Annotated in this window: 20 protein-coding genes; 7 read left to right on the top strand and 13 right to left on the bottom strand. The window is 66.3% G+C overall.

Annotation, left to right across the window (positions count from 1 at the left end; all coding sequences use genetic code 11):
• Positions 1-86 precede the first annotated feature (86 nt).
• Complete coding sequence (gene orn / locus ACNSTU_RS01750; RefSeq protein WP_290631613.1) at positions 87-644, top strand: oligoribonuclease; 558 nt, start codon at positions 87-89, stop codon at positions 642-644.
• A gap of 8 nt (positions 645-652) precedes the next feature.
• Here orn and ACNSTU_RS01755 read toward each other — a convergent pair whose 3' ends face one another.
• From ACNSTU_RS01755 to ppsA, 5 genes are all read right to left on the bottom strand, one after another.
• Positions 653-1477 (bottom strand): sulfurtransferase, encoded by an 825-nt coding sequence (locus ACNSTU_RS01755; protein WP_290631611.1) that lies wholly within the window; start codon positions 1475-1477, stop codon positions 653-655.
• 16 nt (positions 1478-1493) lie between these two features.
• Entirely contained in the window at positions 1494-2708 is a 1215-nt protein-coding gene (gene glcF, locus ACNSTU_RS01760; RefSeq protein ID WP_290631609.1) for a glycolate oxidase subunit GlcF, read from the bottom strand.
• Between the two features lie 36 nt (positions 2709-2744).
• Positions 2745-3812, bottom strand: coding sequence for a glycolate oxidase subunit GlcE (gene glcE, locus ACNSTU_RS01765; RefSeq protein ID WP_290631606.1), 1068 nt, complete (start codon positions 3810-3812; stop codon positions 2745-2747).
• Between the two features lie 23 nt (positions 3813-3835).
• Positions 3836-5329 carry an FAD-linked oxidase C-terminal domain-containing protein gene (locus ACNSTU_RS01770; protein WP_290631604.1) on the bottom strand — a complete coding sequence of 498 codons (1494 nt, stop codon included), beginning with the start codon at positions 5327-5329 and terminating at the stop codon, positions 3836-3838.
• A gap of 308 nt (positions 5330-5637) precedes the next feature.
• Positions 5638-8019 carry a phosphoenolpyruvate synthase gene (gene ppsA / locus ACNSTU_RS01775; protein ID WP_290631701.1) on the bottom strand — a complete coding sequence of 794 codons (2382 nt, stop codon included), beginning with the start codon at positions 8017-8019 and terminating at the stop codon, positions 5638-5640.
• 253 nt (positions 8020-8272) lie between these two features.
• Here ppsA and ACNSTU_RS01780 point away from each other — a divergent pair, with 253 nt between their 5' ends.
• Both ACNSTU_RS01780 and ACNSTU_RS01785 read left to right on the top strand, forming a co-directional pair.
• Positions 8273-9094 carry a pyruvate, water dikinase regulatory protein gene (locus tag ACNSTU_RS01780; RefSeq protein ID WP_290631602.1) on the top strand — a complete coding sequence of 274 codons (822 nt, stop codon included), beginning with the start codon at positions 8273-8275 and terminating at the stop codon, positions 9092-9094.
• Between the two features lie 154 nt (positions 9095-9248).
• Complete coding sequence (locus ACNSTU_RS01785) at positions 9249-9659, top strand: DUF1249 domain-containing protein (RefSeq protein WP_418212031.1); 411 nt, start codon at positions 9249-9251, stop codon at positions 9657-9659.
• On the opposite strand, the gene ACNSTU_RS01790 is transcribed toward ACNSTU_RS01785, so the two are convergent.
• The 5 genes from ACNSTU_RS01790 to ACNSTU_RS01810 are packed head-to-tail and all read right to left on the bottom strand — an operon-like array spanning position 9625 to position 15211.
• Entirely contained in the window at positions 9625-10413 is a 789-nt protein-coding gene (locus tag ACNSTU_RS01790) for a glycerophosphodiester phosphodiesterase family protein (RefSeq protein WP_290631597.1), read from the bottom strand. The two genes, ACNSTU_RS01785 and ACNSTU_RS01790, sit on opposite strands and share 35 nt — an antisense overlap.
• Positions 10414-10460: 47 nt before the next feature.
• Complete coding sequence (locus ACNSTU_RS01795) at positions 10461-12482, bottom strand: transglutaminase TgpA family protein (protein WP_290637289.1); 2022 nt, start codon at positions 12480-12482, stop codon at positions 10461-10463.
• Positions 12479-13441 (bottom strand): DUF58 domain-containing protein, encoded by a 963-nt coding sequence (locus tag ACNSTU_RS01800; protein WP_290633700.1) that lies wholly within the window; start codon positions 13439-13441, stop codon positions 12479-12481. The genes ACNSTU_RS01795 and ACNSTU_RS01800 overlap by 4 nt, the downstream gene beginning before the upstream one ends.
• Positions 13438-14355: an AAA family ATPase gene (locus tag ACNSTU_RS01805; RefSeq protein ID WP_290633701.1), complete on the bottom strand. Its 918-nt coding sequence runs from the start codon at positions 14353-14355 to the stop codon at positions 13438-13440. Before ACNSTU_RS01805 ends, ACNSTU_RS01800 begins: the two co-directional genes overlap by 4 nt.
• Before the next feature lie 52 nt (positions 14356-14407).
• The gene (locus ACNSTU_RS01810) at positions 14408-15211 is read right to left on the bottom strand and encodes a response regulator (RefSeq protein ID WP_290633702.1); all 804 of its coding nucleotides are present in this window, start codon (positions 15209-15211) and stop codon (positions 14408-14410) included.
• Between the two features lie 186 nt (positions 15212-15397).
• Between ACNSTU_RS01810 and ACNSTU_RS01815 the strand changes: the two genes are divergently transcribed.
• Entirely contained in the window at positions 15398-16339 is a 942-nt protein-coding gene (locus ACNSTU_RS01815) for a M23 family metallopeptidase (protein WP_290633703.1), read from the top strand.
• A 34-nt stretch (positions 16340-16373) separates the two neighbouring features.
• Here the strand turns inward: ACNSTU_RS01815 and ACNSTU_RS01820 are convergent, their stop codons facing one another.
• Both ACNSTU_RS01820 and ACNSTU_RS01825 read right to left on the bottom strand, forming a co-directional pair.
• Entirely contained in the window at positions 16374-17219 is an 846-nt protein-coding gene (locus tag ACNSTU_RS01820) for an AAA family ATPase (RefSeq protein WP_418212032.1), read from the bottom strand.
• A gap of 41 nt (positions 17220-17260) precedes the next feature.
• Entirely contained in the window at positions 17261-18154 is an 894-nt protein-coding gene (locus tag ACNSTU_RS01825) for a LysR family transcriptional regulator (protein WP_290633705.1), read from the bottom strand.
• 295 nt (positions 18155-18449) lie between these two features.
• Here ACNSTU_RS01825 and ACNSTU_RS01830 point away from each other — a divergent pair, with 295 nt between their 5' ends.
• A complete protein-coding gene (locus ACNSTU_RS01830) occupies positions 18450-19385 on the top strand; it encodes a ring-cleaving dioxygenase (RefSeq protein ID WP_290633706.1) in 936 nt (311 codons plus the stop codon).
• Between the two features lie 5 nt (positions 19386-19390).
• Here the strand turns inward: ACNSTU_RS01830 and ACNSTU_RS01835 are convergent, their stop codons facing one another.
• Positions 19391-20557 carry a cation diffusion facilitator family transporter gene (locus ACNSTU_RS01835; RefSeq protein WP_290633707.1) on the bottom strand — a complete coding sequence of 389 codons (1167 nt, stop codon included), beginning with the start codon at positions 20555-20557 and terminating at the stop codon, positions 19391-19393.
• A gap of 347 nt (positions 20558-20904) precedes the next feature.
• Here ACNSTU_RS01835 and ACNSTU_RS01840 point away from each other — a divergent pair, with 347 nt between their 5' ends.
• Together ACNSTU_RS01840 and ACNSTU_RS01845 are read left to right on the top strand one after the other, a co-directional pair.
• Positions 20905-21276 carry a hypothetical protein gene (locus tag ACNSTU_RS01840; protein ID WP_290633708.1) on the top strand — a complete coding sequence of 124 codons (372 nt, stop codon included), beginning with the start codon at positions 20905-20907 and terminating at the stop codon, positions 21274-21276.
• A 10-nt stretch (positions 21277-21286) separates the two neighbouring features.
• Positions 21287-22747 (top strand): esterase/lipase family protein, encoded by a 1461-nt coding sequence (locus ACNSTU_RS01845; RefSeq protein WP_290633709.1) that lies wholly within the window; start codon positions 21287-21289, stop codon positions 22745-22747.
• Positions 22748-22749 lie beyond the last annotated feature (2 nt).

Consider the following 22749-nt stretch of genomic DNA (forward strand, 5'->3'; position numbering starts at 1 on the left):
TGGGCGGTTCAGAAAACGAAAGCGGCCCGGGAGCATAGCCTCTGGTAGAATCGGCGGCAACTCACCGCAATGCTAAGGATCCCGTTATGGCGCCGAGTCCCGACAACCTGATCTGGATCGACCTGGAAATGACAGGTCTCGACACCGATCGGGACTACATCATCGAGATTGCCACGGTGGTTACCGACAGTCAGCTCACCATTCTCGCGGAGGGGCCGGTCATCGCCATTCACCAGGCCGATCAGATCCTGCAGGCCATGGATGAGTGGAACACGCGGCAGCACGGACGCAGCGGGCTCGTCGATCGCGTGCGCCGTAGCGAATACGACGAGGCCGCGGCCGAGCGGGAGACGATTGCGTTCCTGGAGCAGTGGGTTCCGGCCGGCGTCTCGCCCATGTGCGGTAACAGCATCTGCCAGGACCGGCGGTTTCTGCACCGCTCCATGCCGGAGCTGGAGGCCTACTTCCACTACCGGCACCTGGACGTCAGCACCCTGAAGGAACTGGCCAAGCGCTGGAGCCCGGACCTGGTGAAGGAGTTCCGCAAGGAGGGCAGCCACCTGGCCATGGACGACGTCAAGGAGTCCATCCGCGAGCTGCGGTTCTACCGCGAGCGGTTCCTGAACGTGCCTCAGCAGCAGTAGGCGGCCGCCTACTGCTCCACCGGCGTGTCCGGGTCATTCCCCCATTCCGACCACGAGCCCGCATACCCGCGCACCTTCTCGTAGCCCAGGCTGCGCAGCATCACGTAGCTGAGCGCCGAGCGGTGGTGGGTCTGACAGTGGGCCACCACCTCCTGATCGGGGCGAATGCCGCGCTCCTCCAGCATGGCCTGAAGCCGCTCTGGCGGCAGGAGGCGGAGGTTGCGCTCCCGGTCCATGGCCTGCGTCCACTCCAGATTGACCGCGCCGGGGATGTGCCCACCACGGGCGGCACGTACGTCCACGCCGTCGTACTCCCCCGCCGAGCGGGCGTCCAGCACCGTCACGTGGTCGTCATCCAGGTGCTTCAGCAGCCATTCCTTGTCCGCCAGTGCGGGCGGATCCGGCGGCAGGGAGACGCGGTAGTCGCTGGGGGTGGGCCTGTTCTCGCCCGATTCCCCCGGAAACCCTTCGTTGAACCACGCGTGGTGGCCGCCGTTCAGCAGTGACCAGTGAGGATGGCCGCAGACGTCCAAGGTCCACAGCAGCCGGCTGGCGCGACCGTTGCCTTCGTTGTCGTAAGCGACCACGTGGCGGTCGTGGGTCAGGCCGATATCCGAGAACACCGCCGACAACGCCTCGGCGTCCGGCAGCAGGCCGAGCGCCGGCGGGGTCTTGCGTACCAGCCAGGCGTAGGTGAGGTGGATGGCGCCGGGTACGTGCTGCTGGGCATAGACGGCGGGATCGCTCAGGTCGATGATAAGCAGGCGAGGGTCGTCCAGCCTTGCCTGAAGCTCTTCCGGTTCGACCAGCAGTGGCAGTAGCGGTTCGCTCATGGTGCGTCGGACTCCTTCAGCGGGCATCCAGCAGTTCCAGCCAGTGCCGTACCGGCACCTCGGACGTCTCGTTCAGATGGGTCAGGCAGCCGATGTTGGCCGTGGCGATCAGCTCCGGCTTGCCGGACTGCAGGTTCCGCAGCTTGTTGGTGCGCAGTTCCTTGGCCATCTCCGGCTGCAGCACAGAGTAGGTGCCGGCGGAGCCACAGCACAAGTGCGCATCGGGAGTGGGCGTCAGTTCAAAGCCGAGCCGCCGCAGCATCGCCTCCACGCGCCCGCCAAGTTTCTGGCCATGCTGGAGCGTGCACGGGGACTGGAAGGCGATCTTGCGTGGTGCGCCGTTCGCGGGAGCGAGGCGCTCCTCCTCCTGCAGCAGGAGCTCGACCGGGTCCACCGCCAGCTCGGAGACGCGTGCGGCCTTTTCGGCGTAGTCGGGGTCGTCCTGCATCAGGTGCCCGTAATCCTTGACCTGCACGCCGCACCCGCTGGCGTTCACCACGATGGCTTCGGCGCCCGCTTCGATATGGGGCCACCAGGCGTCGATGTTCGCACGTACGCGTGCCGCCGCCTTCTGCGGGTGTCCCAGGTGCTGATCGATGGCGCCACAGCAGTCGCTCCCGCTGGTGCGGATGATCTCGATGCCGAGGCGGTCCAGCAATTGCGCGGTGGTGGGATTGATGGTCGGTTCCAGCGCCGGCTGTACGCAGCCCTCGAGCATCAGCACCTTGCGGGCGTGGGTCCTGGATTCAGGCCAGGGGGGCGCCTGCCGCCGCTGCGGGATCTTGCCCCGCAGGCTGCCCGGTACCAGCGGGCGAAACACCTGCCCCGTGCGCAGCAGGGCCGTGAACAGCCGGCGGCGGGGCAGTACGGTCCGCAGCGCGGAGCGCATCAGCGCCCCGTGTCCGGAGCGGGGGACCTGTTCTTCCACCAGCGCTCGGCCGATGTCCACGAGCTTGCCGTACTCCACGCCCGACGGGCAGGTGGATTCGCAGTTGCGACAGGTCAGGCAGCGGTCCAGGTGCATCTGGGTCGTGCCGGTGGCGGGCTGCCCCTCCAGCACCTGCTTCATCAGGTAGATACGGCCGCGGGGGCTGTCCAGTTCGTTGCCGACCAGTTGGTAGGTGGGGCAGGTGGCCAGACAGAAGCCGCAGTGGGTGCACTTGCGCAGGATGCGGTCCGCTTCCTGTCCTTCGGGGGTGTTCTTGATCGAGTCGGTAAGCCAGGTCTGCATGGGGAATCCCGAGTCTCTTGCGGTCGAGGCGCGTGGTCAGATGCCGGCGTAGAGCCTGCCCGGATTCAGTATGCCCTTGGGGTCGAAGGCGGTCTTGACCCGCTCGTGCAGGCGCCGGACGCCCGGGCTCAGTGGCTGAAACACGTCGCCCTCCCGGTCACCGCCCCGGAAGCACGTGGCGTGGCCGCCGAGCCGCTCCGCTTCGCCGAATACTTGCTCCGGGCTGGCGTCGGTACGCAGCCAGTGCTGCTGACCGCCCCAATCCGCCAGGCGCTTCCCGGGCAGATCGGGGGTGTCGGGCAGCGGCGGAAGGGACAGGCGCCACAGGGCCGGGCCGTCGTCGGTGAACAGCGGTAGCCGGTGGTCGCGCAGGGCGTGCCAGAACGTGGTCGGGTCGTCATCCTGCTCCCCGCCCAGGTGCCTGATCCCGGCATCGACCGCCAGCTTTGTTCCGGACAGTCGCACGCGCAGCTGTTCCCCGTCGTGGGCGGCCCCGGAGACGGGGAGACCGGCGCGGAACGCCTGTTCAACGGCGTTGAATCCGTCGACCTCGGTGTGGTCAAGGCGCAGGCTGACCTCTGCCTCGGGCAGCGGTAGCACCTTCATGGATACGTCGAGAACGACACCGAGGGTGCCGTAGCTGCCGGTGGCGAGCCGCGATACGTCGTAGCCGGCGACGTTCTTGATGACTTCGCCGCCAAAGCGCATGTTTTCGCCCTGGCCGTTGATCAGCCGCATGCCGAGAATCAGGTCCCGGGCGGACCCGGCCCAGGGTCGGCGCGGACCGGAGAGTCCGGCGGCGATGGTGCCGCCGATGGTCGAGGCGTCGCCGAAATGGGGAGGCTCGAAGGGCATCATCTGCCCGCTTTCCGACAGCGCCGCTTCCAGTTCGGCCAGGGGCGTGCCGGCGCGTGCGGTGAGCACGAGCTCCGTGGGCTCGTAGTTGATGATGCCGCTGTGTGCGGACAGGTCCAGAACGTCGCCCTTTGGCGTGCGCCCGAGGAAATCCTTGCTGCCCCGGCCACGAATGCACAGGGGCGTGCCGTTGTCCGCGGCGTCTGCAACCTGTTGGGCGAGTGTGTCGCCGTGGTCGTTGCTTGTCATGTAAGCCGGAACCCTTGTTGTGATCAGAACCTTGGGATGTCGGGGTGCGGCAGCTCGCCATGGTGGACGTGCATGGCACCAAACTCCGCGCAGCGATTCAGTGTCGGAATCGCCTTGCCCGGGTTGAGCAGCCCCTGCGGATCGAATGCGTTCTTCAGTGCACGGAACTGGTTGAGGTCCGGCGTCTGGAACTGCACGCACATCTGGTTGATCTTCTCCATGCCCACCCCGTGCTCCCCGGTGACGGTACCCCCCACCGCAATGCACAGCTCGAGGATCTTGCCGCCCAGCTCCTCGGTACGTTCGAACTCACCGGGGACGTTGCCGTCATAGAGCACCAGCGGGTGCAGGTTGCCGTCGCCGGCGTGGAAGACATTCACCACCCGCAGGCCGTAGTCGTCGCTCAGCTTCTGCATTTCCTGCAGCACGTAGGCGAGCTGGCGGCGCGGGATGGTGCCGTCGATGCAGTAGTAGTCCGGGGAAATGCGGCCCACGGCGGGGAACGCCGCCTTGCGGCCCGCCCAGAAGCGCGCCTTCTCGTCGTCATTCTGCGCGACGCGGATGTCCTCGGAGCCGAACTCCTCCAGCAGCCGGCAGACGTGCTCCCGCTGGGCCTCGACGTCATCCGCGCTGCCGTCCAGTTCGCAGATCAGGATGGCGGCGGCCTCCGTGGGGTAACCGGCGTGCACGAAGTCCTCCGCCGCCTGGATCGCCGGGCCGTCCATCATTTCCAGTCCGCCCGGGATGATGCCGGCGGCAATGATGCCGGCGACGGCGTTGCCTGCCGTCTCCACGTCGTTGAACGCCGCCAGTAGGACGTCCTTGGTGGGCGGATTCGGCAGCAGCTTCACCTTGATCTCGACGATGACACCGAGCATGCCTTCGGAGCCGGTGATGGCCGCCAGCAGATCGAAACCGGGGCTGTCCAGCGCTTCGGAGCCGATGGTGACCTGTTCGCCATCCATGGTGATCATGGTGACTTCCAGGACGTTGTGCACTGTAAGACCGTACTTCAGGCAGTGGACGCCGCCCGCGTTCTCGGCGACATTGCCGCCGATGGAGCAGGCGATCTGGGAGGACGGGTCCGGTGCGTAGTAGAGGCCGTAAGGGGCTGCCGCCTCGGAGATTGCCAGATTGCGCACGCCGGGCTGCAATGTGGCGATGCGTCGGTCGTGATCGATATCCAGGATCTGGTTGAAGCGGGCCAGGCTGAGCAGTACGCCCTGAGGATGGGGAAGGGCGCCGGCGGAGAGGCTGGTGCCGGACCCGCGGGCGACCACCGGGACGTTCATCTCGGAGCAGGTGCGCAGCACCTGCCGGACTTCCTCCACCGTCTCGGGGATGGCCACCACCTGCGGCATCTGCCGGTATCCGGAGAGCCCGTCGCACTCGTACGGGCGCATGGCCTCGTCGTCGACCAGCAGGTTGTCGCCCTGGAGAGCCTCGCCGAGACGCCGGATCAGCGCGTCCCGGTCGACGGTAAACTGGCAGTCTTCCGTACGATAGACCGAAGCCATTGGTTCGCTCCTCAAGGTCCTGGTGCGCTGGCTGCCCGGCCTGACGGCGGTATGCCGGAAGCGGCTCCGCCGGCCATCATGGCGGTTGCCAGTCACGCACGATATGCCCGCCGTGGCCCATGGTCAGCACCATTCCCGGTGCGGAAGCGTCCGTTGCACTGTCCGGCAGATTCCGGTCAAGAGCAACGGTGGATTTTTCCGAACCGGCCGCCCTGCCGGTGGCTATCCCGCGGTAACCCGCTGACGAAACGACCCATTGCCGTTTTTCGCCGCCGGCCGGGGCGGGCGCGCAGCCCGCCCGCGCCGGATCAGCCCTGGCCGACCTCCTTGCCCGCCAGATAGAGCCATGTCTCCACAACCGTGTCGGGGTTCAGTGACACGCTCTCTATCCCTTCGTCCATCAGCCAGCGGGCAAGTTCCGGATGATCCGACGGCCCCTGGCCGCAGATGCCCACGTACTTGCCCTGTTTCCGGCACGCCTGGATGGCCATGTGCAGCAGCGCCTTCACCGCTTCGTCGCGCTCGTCGAAGAGGTGGGCGATCAGGCCGGAATCCCGGTCCAGCCCCAGGGTGAGCTGGGTTAGGTCGTTGGAGCCGATGGAGAAGCCGTCGAAGTATTGCAGAAACTCGTCGGCCAGCAGCGCATTGGACGGCAGCTCGCACATCATGATCAGTTTGAGGCCGTCCTGACCGCGTTTGAGGCCGTTCTTCTCGAGCAGTTCCACCACCTGCCGGGCCTCGTCCGGCGTGCGCACGAACGGGATCATGACCCAGGTATTGGTCAAGCCCATCTCGTTGCGCACCTTCTTCAGCGCCTTGACCTCCAGTTCGAAGCAGTCCTGGAAGTTCTCGGAGATGTAACGGGCCGCACCGCGATAGCCCAGCATGGGGTTTTCTTCGTCGGGCTCGTAGTCCGCGCCGCCGATGAGATTGGCGTACTCGTTGGACTTGAAGTCCGACATGCGCACGATCACCGGCTTGGGCGAGAAGGCGGCGCTCAGGGTGGAGATGCCTTCGGCGAGCCGGTCGATGTAGAACTGCACCGGATCGTCGTAGCCGGCCGTCTGCGTGCGGATGATGGTCTTCAGGTCGTCCGGCTGGGCGTCGAAGTTCAGCAGCGCCTTCGGGTGGATGCCGATCATGCGGTTGATGATGAACTCCAGCCGCGCCAGGCCGACGCCCGCGTTGGGCAGGTTGGCGAAATCGAAGGCCCGGTCGGGGTTGCCCACGTTCATCATGATCTTGAACGGCAGCTCCGGCATGTTCTCGAGGCTGATCTCGCGCACCTCGAAGTCCTGCTTGCCGCCGTAGATGTAGCCGGTATCCCCCTCGGCGCAGGAGACGGTGACTTCACTTCCGTCCTTGACCAACTCGGTGGCGTCGCCGCAGCCCACCACGGCGGGGATGCCCAGTTCGCGGGCGATGATGGCCGCGTGGCAGGTGCGACCACCCCGGTTGGTGACGATGGCCGAGGCGCGCTTCATGATCGGCTCCCAGTCCGGGTCGGTCATGTCGGTGACGAGCACGTCACCGGCCTCGATGCGGTTCATTTCATCCAGCCCGCCTACCACGCGCGCCTTGCCGGCGCCGATGCGCTGGCCGATGGCGCGCCCGGTGGCCACCACGTCACCCTTGTCCTTGAGGTGGTAGCGCTGCAGCGTCTGGGTGCTGTCGCGGCTCTTCACCGTCTCCGGGCGTGCCTGCAGGATGTAGAGGCGGCCGTCGTTGCCGTCCTTGCCCCATTCGATGTCCATGGGCCTGCCGTAGTGTTTCTCGATGATCAGCGCCTGCCGGGCCAGGTCTTCCACCTCGGCATCGGTGAGCGAGAACCGCAGGCTGTCGGCCTGGTCCACGTCGACGGTTTTCACGGACTTGCCGTGGCCCTGCTCGTCGCTGTAGACCATCTTGATGCCCTTGCTGCCCAGCGTGCGCCGCAACACCGCGGGGCGGCCGGCTTCCAGGGTGGGCTTGTGGACGTAGAACTCGTCGGGGTTCACGGAGCCCTGCACCACGGTTTCGCCGAGGCCGTAGGAGGAGGTGATGAACACCACGTCCCGGAACCCGGATTCGGTGTCCATGGTGAACATGACGCCAGCGGCGCCGACATCGGAGCGCACCATGCGCTGGATACCCGCCGACAGTGCCACCTGGCCGTGCTCGAAGCCCTGGTGCACGCGGTAGGAGATGGCGCGGTCGTTGAAGAGGGATGCGAACACGTGCTTGATGGCCAGCAGCACGTTGTCGAGGCCCCGCACGTTGAGGAACGTCTCCTGCTGGCCGGCAAACGACGCATCGGGCAGGTCTTCCGCCGTGGCCGAGGAGCGCACCGCGAAGGAGGCGCCGCCGGGGGCGTCGTCCTCGATCTTCTGGTAGGCGGTGACGATCTCGTTGTGAAGCCGCTCGGTAAAGGGCGTGTCGATGACCATCTGCCGGATCTCGGCGCCGGTTCGGGCGAGCGCATCCACGTCGTCCACGTCCAGCCCTTCCAGGGCCTCTTCAATGCGCTGACGCAGGCCGCTTTCGTCCAGGAAATCCCAGTAGGCCGCGGCGGTGGTGGCGAATCCGCCAGGGACCTGCACTCCGGCTGCCGCCAGGTTGCTGATCATTTCGCCGAGCGAGGCATTCTTGCCGCCGACCCGGTCGACGTCATTCATGCCCAGTGTCTCAAACCAGAGTACGTAATCCTGCAAAGCGCTTTCCCCCTGTTGCTCGCAGCGCGACATGAGGCGCGTCCACCTGGACGTTGCCGTCGGCACGGATCGCGCAAAACGTGGCGTATCCTACGAAAACCTGCGCGCGAGCGTAACCCCTGAAATGGATTCAGACGCTCCGCGTGGCTGCGGAAACGCCGTTGTGGGCCGGCCTCCACGCCCGCGAGACGCGGCGTGCATGGGCTGCTACCATCCTCGACCTGTAACGCAATTCCGAGTCGGATAACCGCATATGACCACCAAACGCACCGTGTTTTTCATCTCGGACCGCACCGGGATTACGGCGGAGACCCTGGGGCACAGCCTGTTGACCCAGTTCGACATCGAACTGGATCAGGTGACGCTTCCGTTCGTCGATGACGTCCAGCGCGCCCAGAAGACGGTGGAACAGATCAATCAGGTGGCCACTCAGACCGGGATCAGCCCGATCGTGTTCAGCACCGTGGTGAAGTCCGAGGTCCGTGATCACCTCCGCCAGTGCCACGCCACCTTCTTCGACTTCTTTGACACGTTCATCGCCCCTCTGGAGCGGGAACTCGGGGTGCCGTCGTCCCACGCCATCGGGCAGGCGCACGGGCGCGGTGACAACCGCCTCTACGATGTGCGGATCGACGCCATGAACTTCGCCCTCAACAACGACGACGGCGTGAGTACCCGCCACTACAAGGACGCCGATGTGGTTATCGTTGGCGTCTCCCGGACCGGCAAGACCCCGGTGTCGATCTATCTCGCGCTACAGTATGGCATTTACGCGGCCAATTATCCGCTGACGGATGAAGATCTTATGGAGGGGCGGCTGCCGAGCTGCCTCGGTCCGTACCGGAAAAAGCTCTACGGGCTCAGCATCCACGCCGAACGGCTCCGGGAGATCCGCCAGGAGCGTCGCCCCAACAGCCAGTACGCATCGCTGCAGCAGTGCCAGATGGAAGTGGCTCGCGCCGAAGGGCTGTTCCGGCGAGAAGCGATTCCCTACGTCAACTCCACCACCATCTCCATCGAGGAGATTGCCAGCACCATGATCGTGGAGGCGAGGCTCCGGCGGCGGCTGTACTGAGAGGATGTCAACACGCGGTCCTGAGACTGGATGGGCGTTGCGGATTGGGGCTGGTCCAGGCGGTCGGGGCCTGTGTTATGCTCCGCAAATGTTCTCGGATGCCCGCCAGCACAGCCTTCTGGATACGCTCCCGTCGCGTTCCTTCGTGACGTTGATGGAACTCTACGAGGACAACTACATCCTGGTGCGGCGGCTGGTGCCCGGGCTGCAGGATCTGGACGGCGCCTATGTTTCCCGGGTCTCGGGCACGGCCGATCTGCATCTGCGCGTGCTGGAGCAGACGCCTTACACCACCTCGCTGTCGCTCACCCACGTCTTCCGCCGGCCCGACGCCGCCGCGGCGCAACCCGATCTGCAACTGCGTATCTACCACGATGCCCGGGCGGGAGAAGTACTGCCCGAGACCGACGTGACCCATTTCGATCTCTGGGGCGGGCGGCAGCCGGAGCGCAAGAGTCTCGAATGGCGCTGGGAACTCAACCGTTTTCTCAACCGCTGGCTGCGCTACTGCCTGAACGAAGGGCATGGCTTCAGTCCGGCGTACGCCCCTGCCGAGACGGGCTGACCGCGCGCTCGCCGGCCGCGCGGCTCATCGCCGCTCTCAGCTCTCCCGGGCACATGCTCTCCAGCCAGCCAACGCCGCGTCGGCACAGGCGCTCGGCCAGGGATGCGTCGTCCACCTCGTAGATCGCCCAGTCCCAGGGGCCGTCCGGCAGGCGGGCCATGCCGGCCGGCAGCAGCTTGTGATGACAGAAGAGGAACTCCGGCGTCAGGGCGCGGGCCCGTTCAATGGCCGCAGTTCCGTAACGGGGGATGACCCAGCCCACGGCGGCGCGCGCCTGGGAACGGGTCGCCTGGAGCACATCGTCGCGGAAGCTGATGATCACCCGCTGATCCCCCAGCGCCTCGGAGGCCGCCAGGACGGCCTGGACCGTCGCCGGCGCGGAATGGTGGCGCAGGACTTCCGGCTTGACCTCAATGAACACCCACAGGCCGGGGACGGCGGACAGGCGCTCGGCGACACGCGTCAGGCGCGGGAGTGGCTCGCCCCGGAACCGTTCCCCGAAACGCGCGGGTTCGCAGGCGCTCAGAGCGTCGACGGCGGCGGCCGTGAGCCTGTTCACGTCACCGTCCACTCCGGTGGTGCGCTGCAGGGAGGGGTCGTGGAGGACTACGGGCACGCCGTCGGCGGTCAGCTGGATATCCAGTTCGATGCCGTCGGCACCGGCGGCGACGGCCGCCTCGAACGCCGCCAGCGTATTCTCGGGATAGCTGCGGGCGACGCCACGATGGGCAATGATGCGCGGGTGTTCGTCCATCGGCTGCCCTTTGCGTTCGCGGTGTTCCCAGTGACTGTAGCCGCGGATCAGCCCGCGTGCGAGCCCGCTGCCCCTGGTTCTGCGGCCGCCCGCGGTGCGTCCCCTGACATGCGCGATGGCCGGAAGCGCCTTACGGCGCGGCGGAGTGCGGTCATGTCCGCCGCCGTCTGGTGGCGGCCGTACCGGATGCGCAGGTAATGCGTCGTGATCGTGGTGATGACCTCGGCCTGATCCGGCCACTGCGCGGCGGCCCGCCGGGCGAAGGTGTGCGGCCCCTCGGAGGCGGGTGCACGCAGGCCGGCGCGTGCCGCACGATGGCGGAACGTGCGCCAGGCGCGGGTGGCGGGGTCCGGTGGCCGGGGACGCGAGCGGTACAGGAGTAGGGCCGCGAGTGCGCCGAGTAGCAGAGCCATGGTGGCCGTGAGGGCGATCACCACGCGCTGCCACGAGCCCAGGCTCAGGCGTTGCATCAGGTTATCCTGCAGCGTCGGCCCGTAGGCGAGCACCCAGCGGTTCCAGTAGGCATTCATGGCATCCCAGCGCAGTGACAGGGACCCGACCAGTCCGTCGCCGCCTGTGACGCCCCCGGGGGCGGGGTCGCCATCGGGCAATGCTTCGGCGAGACCGTGCTCCACGCGCTCCGGCGCCACCTGGGCCGTGGGGTCGACACGGACCCAGCCTTCGCCCTCCAGCCAGACTTCCACCCAGGCGTGGGCATCGGACTGTCGCACGATCATGTAATCGCCGGCCGGGTTCATGCGGCCTCCCAGGTACCCGGTGACCACGCGCGCGGGGATGTCGGCGGCGCGCATCAGGACCGAGAACGCCGACGCGTAGTGCTCACAGAAGCCGGCCCGGGTTTCGAACAGGAACTGATCGACGCTGTCGTCGTCCAGCAGCGGGGGCTGGAGGGTGTACGAAAAGGGCTCGGAGGCGAAGTGTCGCAGCCCCTGTTCCACCACATCACGGTCGCCGCCGGCCTCGTCGCGCCAGCGCCGGGCCAGCTCCCGGGCCTGCGGATGGGCATCGTCCGGCAGTGCAAGATGGCGCCGGCGCTCGCCGTCGCCCAGTGAACGGCCGAGCTGGTAGTGCAGAGCGGATCGCGCCTCGTAGCGGATGCGCTCACGCAACGGGGTGCTCTTGCGTAGCTGGTGGGCGCGGTCGAATTCGGCCGTGTGGTCGACGGAGGTGGCGACATCCAGAGTGAGCAGCCAGGGTTGGTTGTGGGGTTCCAGCGTGACCACATAGCGGGAGGGTTCGCTCAGGGCTCGGACCTCGGTGGCGTTCCGCCCGGTGGTGCGTTCCTGCGTCCAGGTCTGGCCGTCGTAAGCGGCAAGGACCGGCCCGCGCCAGTATCGCTGTCCCCGCGGCGGCGGGCCGTCGGTGAACTCGACACGGAATGCCGGGTCGGTGGACTGGCTCAGATTGCTGATCGCGCCCGGGGTCATTTCATCACTGAGGCCGGTCATGGCCGCATAGGCGTCTTCCGGCATGCCCCAGAGTGGCCCCTGGATGCGGGGGAACAGGGCAAACAGCAGCACCATGATCGGTATCGCCTGCGTCAGCATGGTGCCGGCAAGCCGGGCGTGGGCGCCGACGGGGCTGGCGTCGCTGGCGCCCTGCGTGGTGATGAGCAGGGTGGTCAAGGCCCAGGTCGCGGCGGCGGCGTGGGCCGCGCTTAGCAGGCTCTGGTCGAAAAGAAAGGCGGTGGCCACCAGAAAGTAGCCCAGCAGCAGGATCACCAGGGCGTCGCGCGCGTTGCGCAGCTCCAGGAACTTGAAACCCGCCATCAGGGACAGCAGCGCGACGCCGGCATCGAGCCCGAGAATGGTGCCGTAGGTCACGTAGATGGCGCCGGTTGCCGTGATCACCGCCAGCAGGCGGGTCAGGCGCCCGGGCAGGGCGTCGCCGCGCAGACTGAGCAGATAGCGAAGGCCACCGCATGCGATCACGCTGATGATGAGCCACAGCGGGAGTTGCAGTGCATGCGGTGCAATCACCAGCCCCATGGCGGCCAGAAGCCATTTCAGTCGGTCATGGGCAATGCCTGCCGGTGGCGGGGCGGTCATGCGACCTCCGGGAACCGTGCCAGTGCCTCCAGGCAGCGGAGCCGGTGAGCTGCTCCGACACCGGGCGCGATGCGCACCCCCGGCAACACGAGTCCGTACGCCCGGTGTTCCCGCTCGGCGTCGAGAATCCAGCGACACAGGCGGGAGAGCCGGGCCTCGGTGCCGAGTCCGTTAAGGGACTGGTAGTCGAGCCAGACCGACGCCCGGTTGCCGCCGCCGCTGAACTGCTTCGTCTGCAGTTCCTGCTCCTGCGCAAGGCTGCGCCAGTGGATCCGCTTCAGCGGGTCCGCCGGGCGGTAGCGGCGCAGGCCGGTGAAATCGTCGTCGCCCGGCTCGGTGGTCGCGTCCCGGTGGCCGCTCCGGTCCGCGTCCGGCGGTGGCACTGCCCCGTGCTCGGGCGCGGGGTAGACGACACACTGTGCGTCCAGGCGGATTCTGCTCCAGGCCCGGTACAGCCCTGCCGGGAAGCGCGATTCGGCCACCAGTGGCGGCAGGGCGGCAACGCCGCGCCCGCGGGTCGCCACGGTGATGGTGACGGTGGCCGTCTCCTCCGGCGGGATGTCGACGCAGCGTCCGGGCAGATCCGGTTGCCACACGGTAATGCCAATGCGCGTGCGTGGCGCAGGGTTGGTTACGTCCACGGTGAAGCGCGCCAGCTGCCCGGCAAACACGGCGGCGGGAGGCCGTGCCGTGACGTTGACGCCGTGCAGGTTCCGGAACGTGTGGACGATTGCGACAAGCGCGAAACCGACCAGAAGAAAACAGAGCAGAAACGCCATGTTATTGCTGTAGTTCACGGCGCCCAACCAGATCGCGACCACCATGGCTGCGAACACCAGGCAGGCGCCGGTGGGCAGGATGAAGATGGTCCGGTAGCGCAGTTCCGCGGCGCGGGTCAGCGGGCTGCGGCGGTCGATCCAGCGTTGCAGCACGCCAGCCGGTGTGGTGATGGCTGTCACGGAATCGGCACGGCGGCGAGCAAGGCCTCCGCCGGCACCGCCTCACCTGCCGTGTTGCACGTCTGCAGCCGGTGCCCGGCCACACTGGGAAAGACGGCCTGGACGTCCTCCGGCACAACGGCGTCGCGCCCGTCCAGGTGCGCCCAGGCGCGAGCGGCGCGCAGCAGTGCCTGTCCCGCACGGGGAGAGAGGCCGTGCTGCAGTTCCGGCGTCGAGCGGGTATGAGCCAGAATCGCCTGCACGTAGGCGATCAGGGCGTCGGAGGCGTGGACGTCACGCACCTGCGCCTGCTCGTGCTGCAGCCCCTCCGGTGACATCACCGCGGGCGTCTCCGCCAGCAGGTGACGGCGATCCTGACCAGCCAGCAGTTGGCGTTCCGCGCGACTGTCCGGATAGCCGATGCTGATCCGCATCAGGAAACGGTCGAGCTGAGACTCGGGGAGCGGGAAAGTGCCCACCTGGTTCTCGGGGTTCTGAGTGGCGATGACGAAAAAGGGCTCGGGCAGGGGGCGTGTCTCGCCTTCGGTGGTCACCTGCCGCTCCTCCATCGCCTCGAGCAGCGCGCTCTGGGTACGGGGCGTGGCACGGTTGACCTCGTCCGCCAGCAGGAGCTGCGTGAACACCGGTCCGGGGTGAAAGTCGAAACGGGCGTGGTGGCGGTCGTAGATGCTGGCACCCACCACGTCGGCGGGCAGCATGTCGCTGGTGAACTGGAGCCGCCGGAACTCGAGTCCCAGGAGGCGCCCGATGGTGTGCGCCAGCGTGGTCTTGCCCACACCGGGCAGGTCTTCGATGAGCAGGTGTCCCTCGGCCAGCAGGCAGGCAATGGCAAGGCGGACCTGCCCGGTCTTGCCGAGGATGACGGTCTCCGCGGCCTGCAGGAGCGGCGCCACGCTGGTTTCCTGGCCGCGCATCAGGCCTCCGTGCAACACGATGATCCCTCTCCCGGTTGCTGGTTGCGGTGTGTCAGTGGCCGTCCATCAATCGTGCCAGGTGATCGCGGACCGTGCCCATATTGAACGGCTTGTCGCACAGGGCGGAGACTCCCGCCTGGCGGACGGCCGAAAGCCGCGCTTCGTCCTGTTCGCAGGTCACCATCAGCACCGGAATGTGGGACAGGGTCGGTTCGCGGCGGATGTGTTCCACCAGCGCGTGCCCGTCCATCTCCGGCATGTTGTAGTCGGTGACGACGATATCGAACTCCGTCTGCGACAACAGCTCCAGTGCATCCGCTCCCGTGGCGGCCTCGCTGATGCGCTCCAGCCCCATCTGGGTGAAGGCGGTGCGGAGAAACCGGCGGGAGAGGGGGCTGTCGTCGACGATGAGTACGTGCAGATCCTCGATGTCGGAATAGCTGAGCTCAAGGGGGCGAGGCGCCACAAGGCCGATCGTGTTCTCGAGGGCGGTACGCAGCGCGTCCACGTGGAACGGTTTCGGCAGGATGGCGATGACGCCCGCCTGACGGATCGGCTCCAAATTGTGGGGGTGCTGTTCGCTGGAGACCAGCATGAAGGGGATGTCCGCCAGCGAGCCCGTTTCGCGCATGCGCGTGACCAGATCGGATCCGGTCATGTCGTCGAAGTACATGGCGCTGGCAACCAGGTCGGGTGGGCGTGCGTCCATGACCAGCATGGCCTCCTCGCCGGTGGCGACGCCATCGACCTTGTCGATGCCCATCTCGTTGAGATGATTGATGATGATTCGCCGCTGCGTTGCAGACGGTTCCGCCAGGAGGATGGTCAGGTCCTCGATACTGATCGCGTCATCCATTGGTGTTCTTGTCCGGTCAGCGTATTAGGGCACGTAGACAGCCTAACCGATGCGATGTGGTGGTAGTGAGAACGGGTTGGCGTCTGCGCAGGCCTTTGTGCATTACCATCTTGGACGATATGGTACCGCAGGGTGGCGGGACACGGATGACCCACAGATCAACAACAATTCCGGGGCACATGCCTGATGAGGCAGAAATTCACGGTCACGATCACCGACTTTCGCGGATCGCGCCAGTACTCGCTGCATCAACTGGCGCGGACATTTGCACTGATATTCGCGCTCGGGCTGATTCTGATTCTCAGTGCCGGGGCCGGGGTGATTGTCTGGTTGCAGAGCGAGGTGGGAGCGCTCGAGGATCGCCGTGACAGCGCACTGCAGGAGTATGCCCGGCTGCAGGAGGTCAACGGTGCGCTCATGGAAACGGTGGAGCAGAAGAACAGCCAGCTGGACGTAGTCACCACGGAGCTGGGCGAGATCGAGAGCCTGATCGGGCTACAGCCGGAAGGCGATGCCGACATCGTCAGGCGTCTCGACACCGCCAGCCATACGGCGCTGGAGCGGACCACCTTTCTGCAGAATGTCCCCAGCGGGTTTCCTATGCGCAATCGGGGTGTCACCAGTGAGTATGGCTGGCGGACCCATCCCGTGCAGGGTGAGAGGCGGTTCCACCCGGGGATCGATCTTCGCGCACCCGTTGGTACGCCGGTCATGACTACGGCGGACGGCGTCATCGAATACGCTGGCTATCACCAGGACAGCGGCTTCGGCAATCTCATCATCGTCAACCACAATTTCGGTTTTCGCACGTACTACGCGCACCTGGACGGCTTCGAGGTGGAGCCCGGTGATTTCGTGCGCAAGGGGGAGGTGATTGCCACCAGCGGCGAAACCGGGGTGACCGCCGGGCCGCACCTGCATTACGAGGTCTGGCACATTCAGCGCCGCCTCAACCCGGAGCCATTCCTCGAGTGGAGTCTCAGCGATTACGAAACCATCTTCGAGGAGAAGAGCCGCGTCAAATGGGACGCGCTCCTGGATGCCGTCCGCATGCGCCTGAATGCGCCGGTACACCGGCTCACCATGCGTGAGAGCAATGTGCAGGAGAGTATCGAGGCGCTAGAATAACTGGTCGTGGTCGGGTGCCGGCTCCCCGGTGGCCTCAGCCTTGTTCCACCCAGCTGAGGAGCCTCTGCCACTCCTTCAGTTCCCGCTCCAGCGAGCGGGACGGGTGGCGGAGTTCCGCGATGCCCTGTCCCTGTTCCGCCGCGTGAAGGTAGTTCTGCGTATCCCGCAGGCGCGCCACCACCGGGATGTTGAGGCTCTGCAGAAACCGCTCGAGCGATTGCAGAGCGACAGTGTGTTCCTTGGTACGGTTGGCGATGATGCCGATTCGCACGCTTTTCGAGTCCCGGCGGATTTTCGCCTTCAACAGCAGATCCCGTATGAAGTCGGCGCCGGCGCCTATGTCTATGGACGACGGCAGCACCGGAATCAGGATGACATCCGCCCCCTGGACGTGATCCACCATCTCCAGCCCGGCCACACCGGCCGGTGTGTCGTTGATGACGCGGCGGGTCTCCAGCGGCACACGCAGCTGCCAGCTGCGCGTGATCCCCAGGCTCTGGCGCTCCTGCACCGACACACCGTGGATCGGCGGGGCTGTGCCCGGCCGTGAGGCGAGCCAGCGGGAGCTGGACGTCTGCGGATCGTGATCGAACAGCGCCGGGTAGAGGCCCTGGTGGGCATACCAGACCGCGAGGTTTGTCGCGACCGTGGTCTTCCCGCATCCCCCTTTGCCGTTGATGACGACGATCCGCCGTGTCACCGACTCGTCCACCGGCGCGAGCCGGGGAGGCGAGGGCGTGTCGACGGTCAGATTGGACTCCGGACCATGGCCGGTAGTGTCACGGTTGTAAAAGGTAATGTGTTCCAGCTCCGTCCCTGCGTGGGCTGAACTTCTGCATTTTTCATGATCGCGCTGTCTCAGGGTACAAGAATGCGACATGGTCCGCACACTGTGACCAGAAATGGGGCTGTCTGGCCCGATCACACCGGAGCCAGATGCTGCTGCAGATGATCGAGAAACGTGCGGACTCTGGCCGAGAGATGGCGACGGTGCGGGTAGACGGCGTGAATGCCCAGCGTCCCTGCGTCCCAGTCCTGCAGTAGGGGCACCAGCCGTCCCGTTGCGATGGCGTCTTCGACAATGAAATCCGGCTGCAGGGTGACGCCTGCACCGTGCTCGGCGGTCGCGGCCAGCAGGTCGCCGTTGTTGATCTTGCAGTTGCCGGCAATGGCGATCCGTTCGTCGCCGGCAGGGCCGGAGAAGAGCCAGGTGTGGTGTCCGCTGGTCTCGAAATAGCTGTAGTAGAGGCAGTTGTGGTTCGCGAGGTCTCCCGGCGTTTGCAATGGTGGAGCGGCCGCCAGATACCCGGGCGAGGCGCAGAGAATCATCCGGGACGCGCCGATCCATCGGGCCACCAGTGACGAGTCCTGCAGGGCCCCGATGCGAATGACCAGATCGTAGCCTTCCTCCACCAGGGCGACACGCCGGTCATGGAGGCTGATGTCCAGTCGGACCTCCGGATAGGTTGCGAGGTAATCGGGTATCAACCGCTGCAGGCGGCGCAGTCCGAACGAGACCGGGGCGTTGACGCGCAATCGCCCGCGCGGTTTCACGGCGTCCTCGCCGGCCAGCGCGTCCGCTTCCGCGATCTCTTCCAGGATTCGTACACACCGCTGGTAATACGCGTCACCCGTGTCCGTGGGGTGAACGCGCCGGGTCGTGCGCACCAGAAGGCGCGTGCCCAGGGCTGCCTCCAGCTCCTGGACATGACGGCTGACGCTGGCCGTGGAGCGCTGCAGCCGGCGTGCAGCGCTACTGAAGCCGCCTTGCTCGATCACCGCCACCAGGGATTTCATGCTTTCAAGCTGGTTCATTGTTGTGATTTCCGGAAAAGTCGATTTTTTATGGCCCGTATTCTCGTTTTCCATGTGAATAATTATGCTGCGCCAACTAGTCGTGAATCACAACGCCCACGGCCATGGCCCACTCCCCGGTTCAGCCGGGAGGAGCTTTCATGAATCAGGTCCAGCTGCCCTTTGTCCACCACGTCCAGGCGGGCGACGGCACCGACAGGCCCCCGCGGTGGCCGATGCTGCCGGACAGCGCGTGCTGCCGCTCTCACCCGTGACTGGATCAATGCGTCTCACTGACGCACAGGAGATGACGACCATGCAACTCAAGGGCATTCACCACCTGACCGCGGTTACGGCCGATGCCAGTGGCAACCACGCCTTCTACACCGGTACGCTCGGGTTGAGGCTGGTCAAGAAGACGGTCAACCAGGACCAGACCGAGGCGTACCATCTGTTCTATGCGGACGGTGTTGGCTCCCCCGGGACGGATATCACGTTCTTCGACTTTCCGGCCCCGCCCGAGCGGCGTGGAAGCCAAAGCATCAGCCAGACCGCGTTTCGTGTGGCTGGCGAGACGACGTTGCGCTGGTGGCGCGACCGCTTCGAGACCCTGGGTGTCGCCCACGGCCCGATTCACGAGCGGGATGGACGGCTGACCGTGGATTTCGAAGACCCGGAGGGCCAGCGCCTGAGCCTGGTGGACGATGGCGGCGACGGCGCGGCAACACCGTGGCAGGACAGCCCGGTGCCGGAGGAACACCAGATCCGGGGGCTTGGCCCGATCACCATCACCATCCGTCAGCGTGAGCCGACGGAGGCGGTGCTGAAGCCGCTGCTGGGCATGACGCAGGTGCGCTCCTACGCCCGGGAGGGTGTCGATGTGCTGGTCTATTCCATGGGCGAAGGCGGCGCGGGGGCGGAGTTGCACGTGGCCGTGGAGCCGGAGCTGGCGCGGGCGCAACCCGGAGCGGGTGGTGTCCATCACGTGGCATTTCGCATTCCCGAGGCGGAGTACGACGCCTGGTCCGAGCATCTCTCCGGCGTGCGGCTGCCCTTCAGCGGGCCGGTGGATCGCTACTACTTCCGTAGCCTCTACTTCCGGGAGCCCAATGGCATTCTCTTCGAGCTGGCAACGGATGAACCCGGCTTTGCTACCGACGAACCCCTGGAGCATCTGGGAGAGTCACTGGCGTTGCCGCCGTTCCTGGAGCCGCAGCGCCGGGAGATCGAGAGCCGGCTGAAACCGCTCTGACGGACTCAGCGTCCGACGAAGTGAATCCGGCAGGCTGCCACATAGGCCAGTGACTCGGCCCGCCTGGCGAGCGCATCCAGTTCCTCCCGCGTGGCGGCCGGATCCCTGTCCGGCCGCCACGGCAGGTGGATCTCCACCTCCAGGGCGCCTTCCATGTAGTGCAGGTCCATTCGCTCAACGGACCCGGCCGCGGTCATGTCGGCCCAGCAGTCATCCAGATCCCGTTCCACCTCGCGCCGAAGGGGCAGCTCGAAGGTTGCCTCGTCGAATACCGGGTCCTCGTGCTCGATGTGGACGAGCACGTCGTTGACATCCCGGATATCGCGCATGAGCCGGTCATGGACTTCCTCGCTGATGCGGTGGCCTTCCGAGACGCTCAGACGCGGATCCACCACCACGTGCAGGTCGGCCAGGGCGTCCTGCCCCATGCGCCGGGTGCGCAGCCCGTGTACGTCACGGACGCCGTCGATGTCCCGGACCACGCTCTCGATATCCGCGATCTCCTCGGGGGTCAGCGCCGTGTCCACCAGCTCGCGCAGCGATTGCCAGGCGAACTGCAGGCCCACGTGGGCGAGCATGATGGCGACAATGATGGCAGCGACCGCGTCGAGCCAGGGCAGCCCCATGAGCACGCCGGCGATACCGCCCACGACGACCAGGGAGGAGAGGGCATCGGAGCGGTGATGCCAGGCGTTGGCTTCCAGCAGCCGCGAGCGCGCCTCCCTGGCCACCACTCGCGTGTAATGGTAGAGGCCCTCCTTGATCACGATGGATGCGCAGGCCACCGACAGGGCGAGCCAACCCGGTACGAGCAGGGCGTCGGGGTTGATCAGTAGCCGCTGGATGGCGTCGTAGATGAACCCCCCGGCCACCAGCAGCAGCATGGCACCCACGCCGGCCGATGCCACGGTCTCGATACGGCCGTGGCCGTAGGGGTGATCGCCGTCGGCGTCACGGCTGCCGTAGGTGCAGGCGAGCAGCACGACGCCATCGGAGACCAGATCCGACAGGGAGTGGATACCGTCGACGATGAGCGCCTGGGACTGGCCGAAGAACCCGACCACGATCTTGCCGAGCCCGAGCACCAGGTTGATGGCGCCGCCGATCAATGTGACCCGCTGCTTGGCGCCGGTCTCGCGCGTCTCATTGGAGGTGTCGGCCGTTCTGGTCACCGGAGTGCTCCTGCATGCCGGAGGACATCGTGTCGTGGATTTCCCGGCGAGCGGGCCGGGAGGGAGCACACTATAACCCGTCCGGCTGGCGGTCGTCGTGGCGTGGCGGCGGGAGTGGCCCGGGGGCACCGCGAACCGCCACGTGACGGTGGTGCCGGCGGAGCGGTCGCGCCGGGCGATCCGGAGGCGCTACAGCGTCAATCCCGAGCCGCTGTGGATTACCCGGATCGCAGACGACGTACTGCGGCGCCCGCGTCCGGGTCAGACAGATGCATACCTTCTGCCCGTCTTTTTCCCGACTATACTTCGGCCCGGATCCTGTGTACTACGGCGGCGAGGGCCGGCCCATGGATCAGGACACCCAGAAGCACGCTATCGACTCGCTCCGTGACTGGAGCAAGTGGCTCATCGGCGTTGATTTCGCCGCAGCGACCGGGTGTGTGGTGGTACTGCAGGGCGGAGATCCGCAAGGGCTCGCCCGGTTGTTGCTGATTCTTGCGATCACCGCGTTCGCGCTTTCGGTACTCTGTGCCGTCATCCTGACCCGCGCACTGGCCTCGGTGGTCGAGCAATTGCCGCTGACCAACCCTGACGGACAGCCCGTGAGCACGAGCGGCTATCGACTCGGTGGCGGGGTCACCGTTGGCGGGTTGGCGTCGGCCCAGATCGTGCTGATGACTCTGGGCGGCGGGTTACTGGTCGGCTGGATTGTCGTCTAGGAGGGGTGTCATGCCCGGTTATCTCCCCATCATCTACGTGCGCGGCTATGCGGGCACCCAGGGCGCCGTGGAGTCCACGGTCGACCTCCCGTACTACGGCTTCAACCTCGGCAGCACCCAGGTGCGCACCGGGCCGGAGGGGACCCCGGAGTGCGCGATCTTCGAGAGCCCGCTTGTACGGCTGATGAAAGACCACGACTACCATGACGTCTTCGCCCGCGTCTCTGACGGTTCGGTGGAACTGCTCAACGGTGAGGACCAGCGCTACGCCGATGACGGTTTCCCGCAACGGACACTCTGGGTTTTCCGCTACTATGATGCCACCTCCCGGCGGACCGGAGACGGCGACCGCGATGACATCGAGGCCCTGGCGGCGGATCTTGGTGTACTGCTGGGGTTCGTGCTGGCGCAGACGGGAGCAGACCGCGTGTACCTGGTCGCCCACTCCATGGGCGGGCTCGTCTGTCGCTCCCTGATCCAGCATGTGCTCCAGGACGCGGCGCCGACACGCATCGCCAGGTTGTTCACCTACGCCACGCCGCACAACGGCATCCACTTCCGGCGTGGCCTCGGGTTTCTCACCAGCGTCCGCGATCTCCTGGGGCTGAACGATTCGGATACGTTCGGGCCCCGCCGCATGCGCCAGTTTCTCGGTTTTCCCGGCGACTGGGACCAGAAGCGGCTCAATGAACTCGGCGGACATTACCCGCCGGAGCGGGTGTTTTCACTCATCGGCACCAACCACAACGACTACGGCCTGGCACGGCTTGCCGTGGGGCCGGGCAGCGACGGGCTGGTGCAGATGGAGCATGCCTACGTCAAAGGGAGCAGCCGCGCGTTCGTCTACCGCAGCCACAGTGGCCCGCTCGGCATCGTGAACTCCGAGGAGGGCTACCAGAACCTGCAGCGCTTTCTGTTCGGCGACACCAGCGTGCAGATCCGCCTGGAGGGCGTGCGCCTGAAGGCGGCGCTGCGCGATGACGCGGACCTGCGGTTTCTGTTGATCGAGACAACGGTCGTCATCCGTGGCGAGGAGACGGTCATGACGGACCAGCGCGAGGAACACGGGTCGGCGCTCACGGTTGACGCCGAAGCGCTGGAGGTGGGGCACGAGACACTGTTTCGCACCTACCTCATGCGCACCCGGCGGCCCAGCCGGCGGGACCGGTACTCCCATTTCCAGATCCGGCTGCGCATCCTCCCACATTACGTGCGCAACCGGCGCATCCTGCGCGATCACCACTACTTCGGCGAACACCTGTTCCAGGACGTGCTCACCGTCGGCATTCGGGACGACGACGGGGGTGCCGGCCGTCTGGTGCGTGCCCGCTGGACGGGGCTGGACAGTGAACTGCCCGCCAGCGGTCAGCGCCATTCGCGCAGTGACGACATCCGCTTCCCGTTGCGCGCGGATAATCTGGAACGGGGTGAACTGGTCCTTCGCGTGCGCGACGAGGGGGAGACGCCCTGAGG

The organism is Aquisalimonas sp. APHAB1-3 (assembly GCF_048323695.1).
Taxonomy (GTDB): Bacteria; Pseudomonadota; Gammaproteobacteria; order Nitrococcales; family Aquisalimonadaceae; genus Aquisalimonas.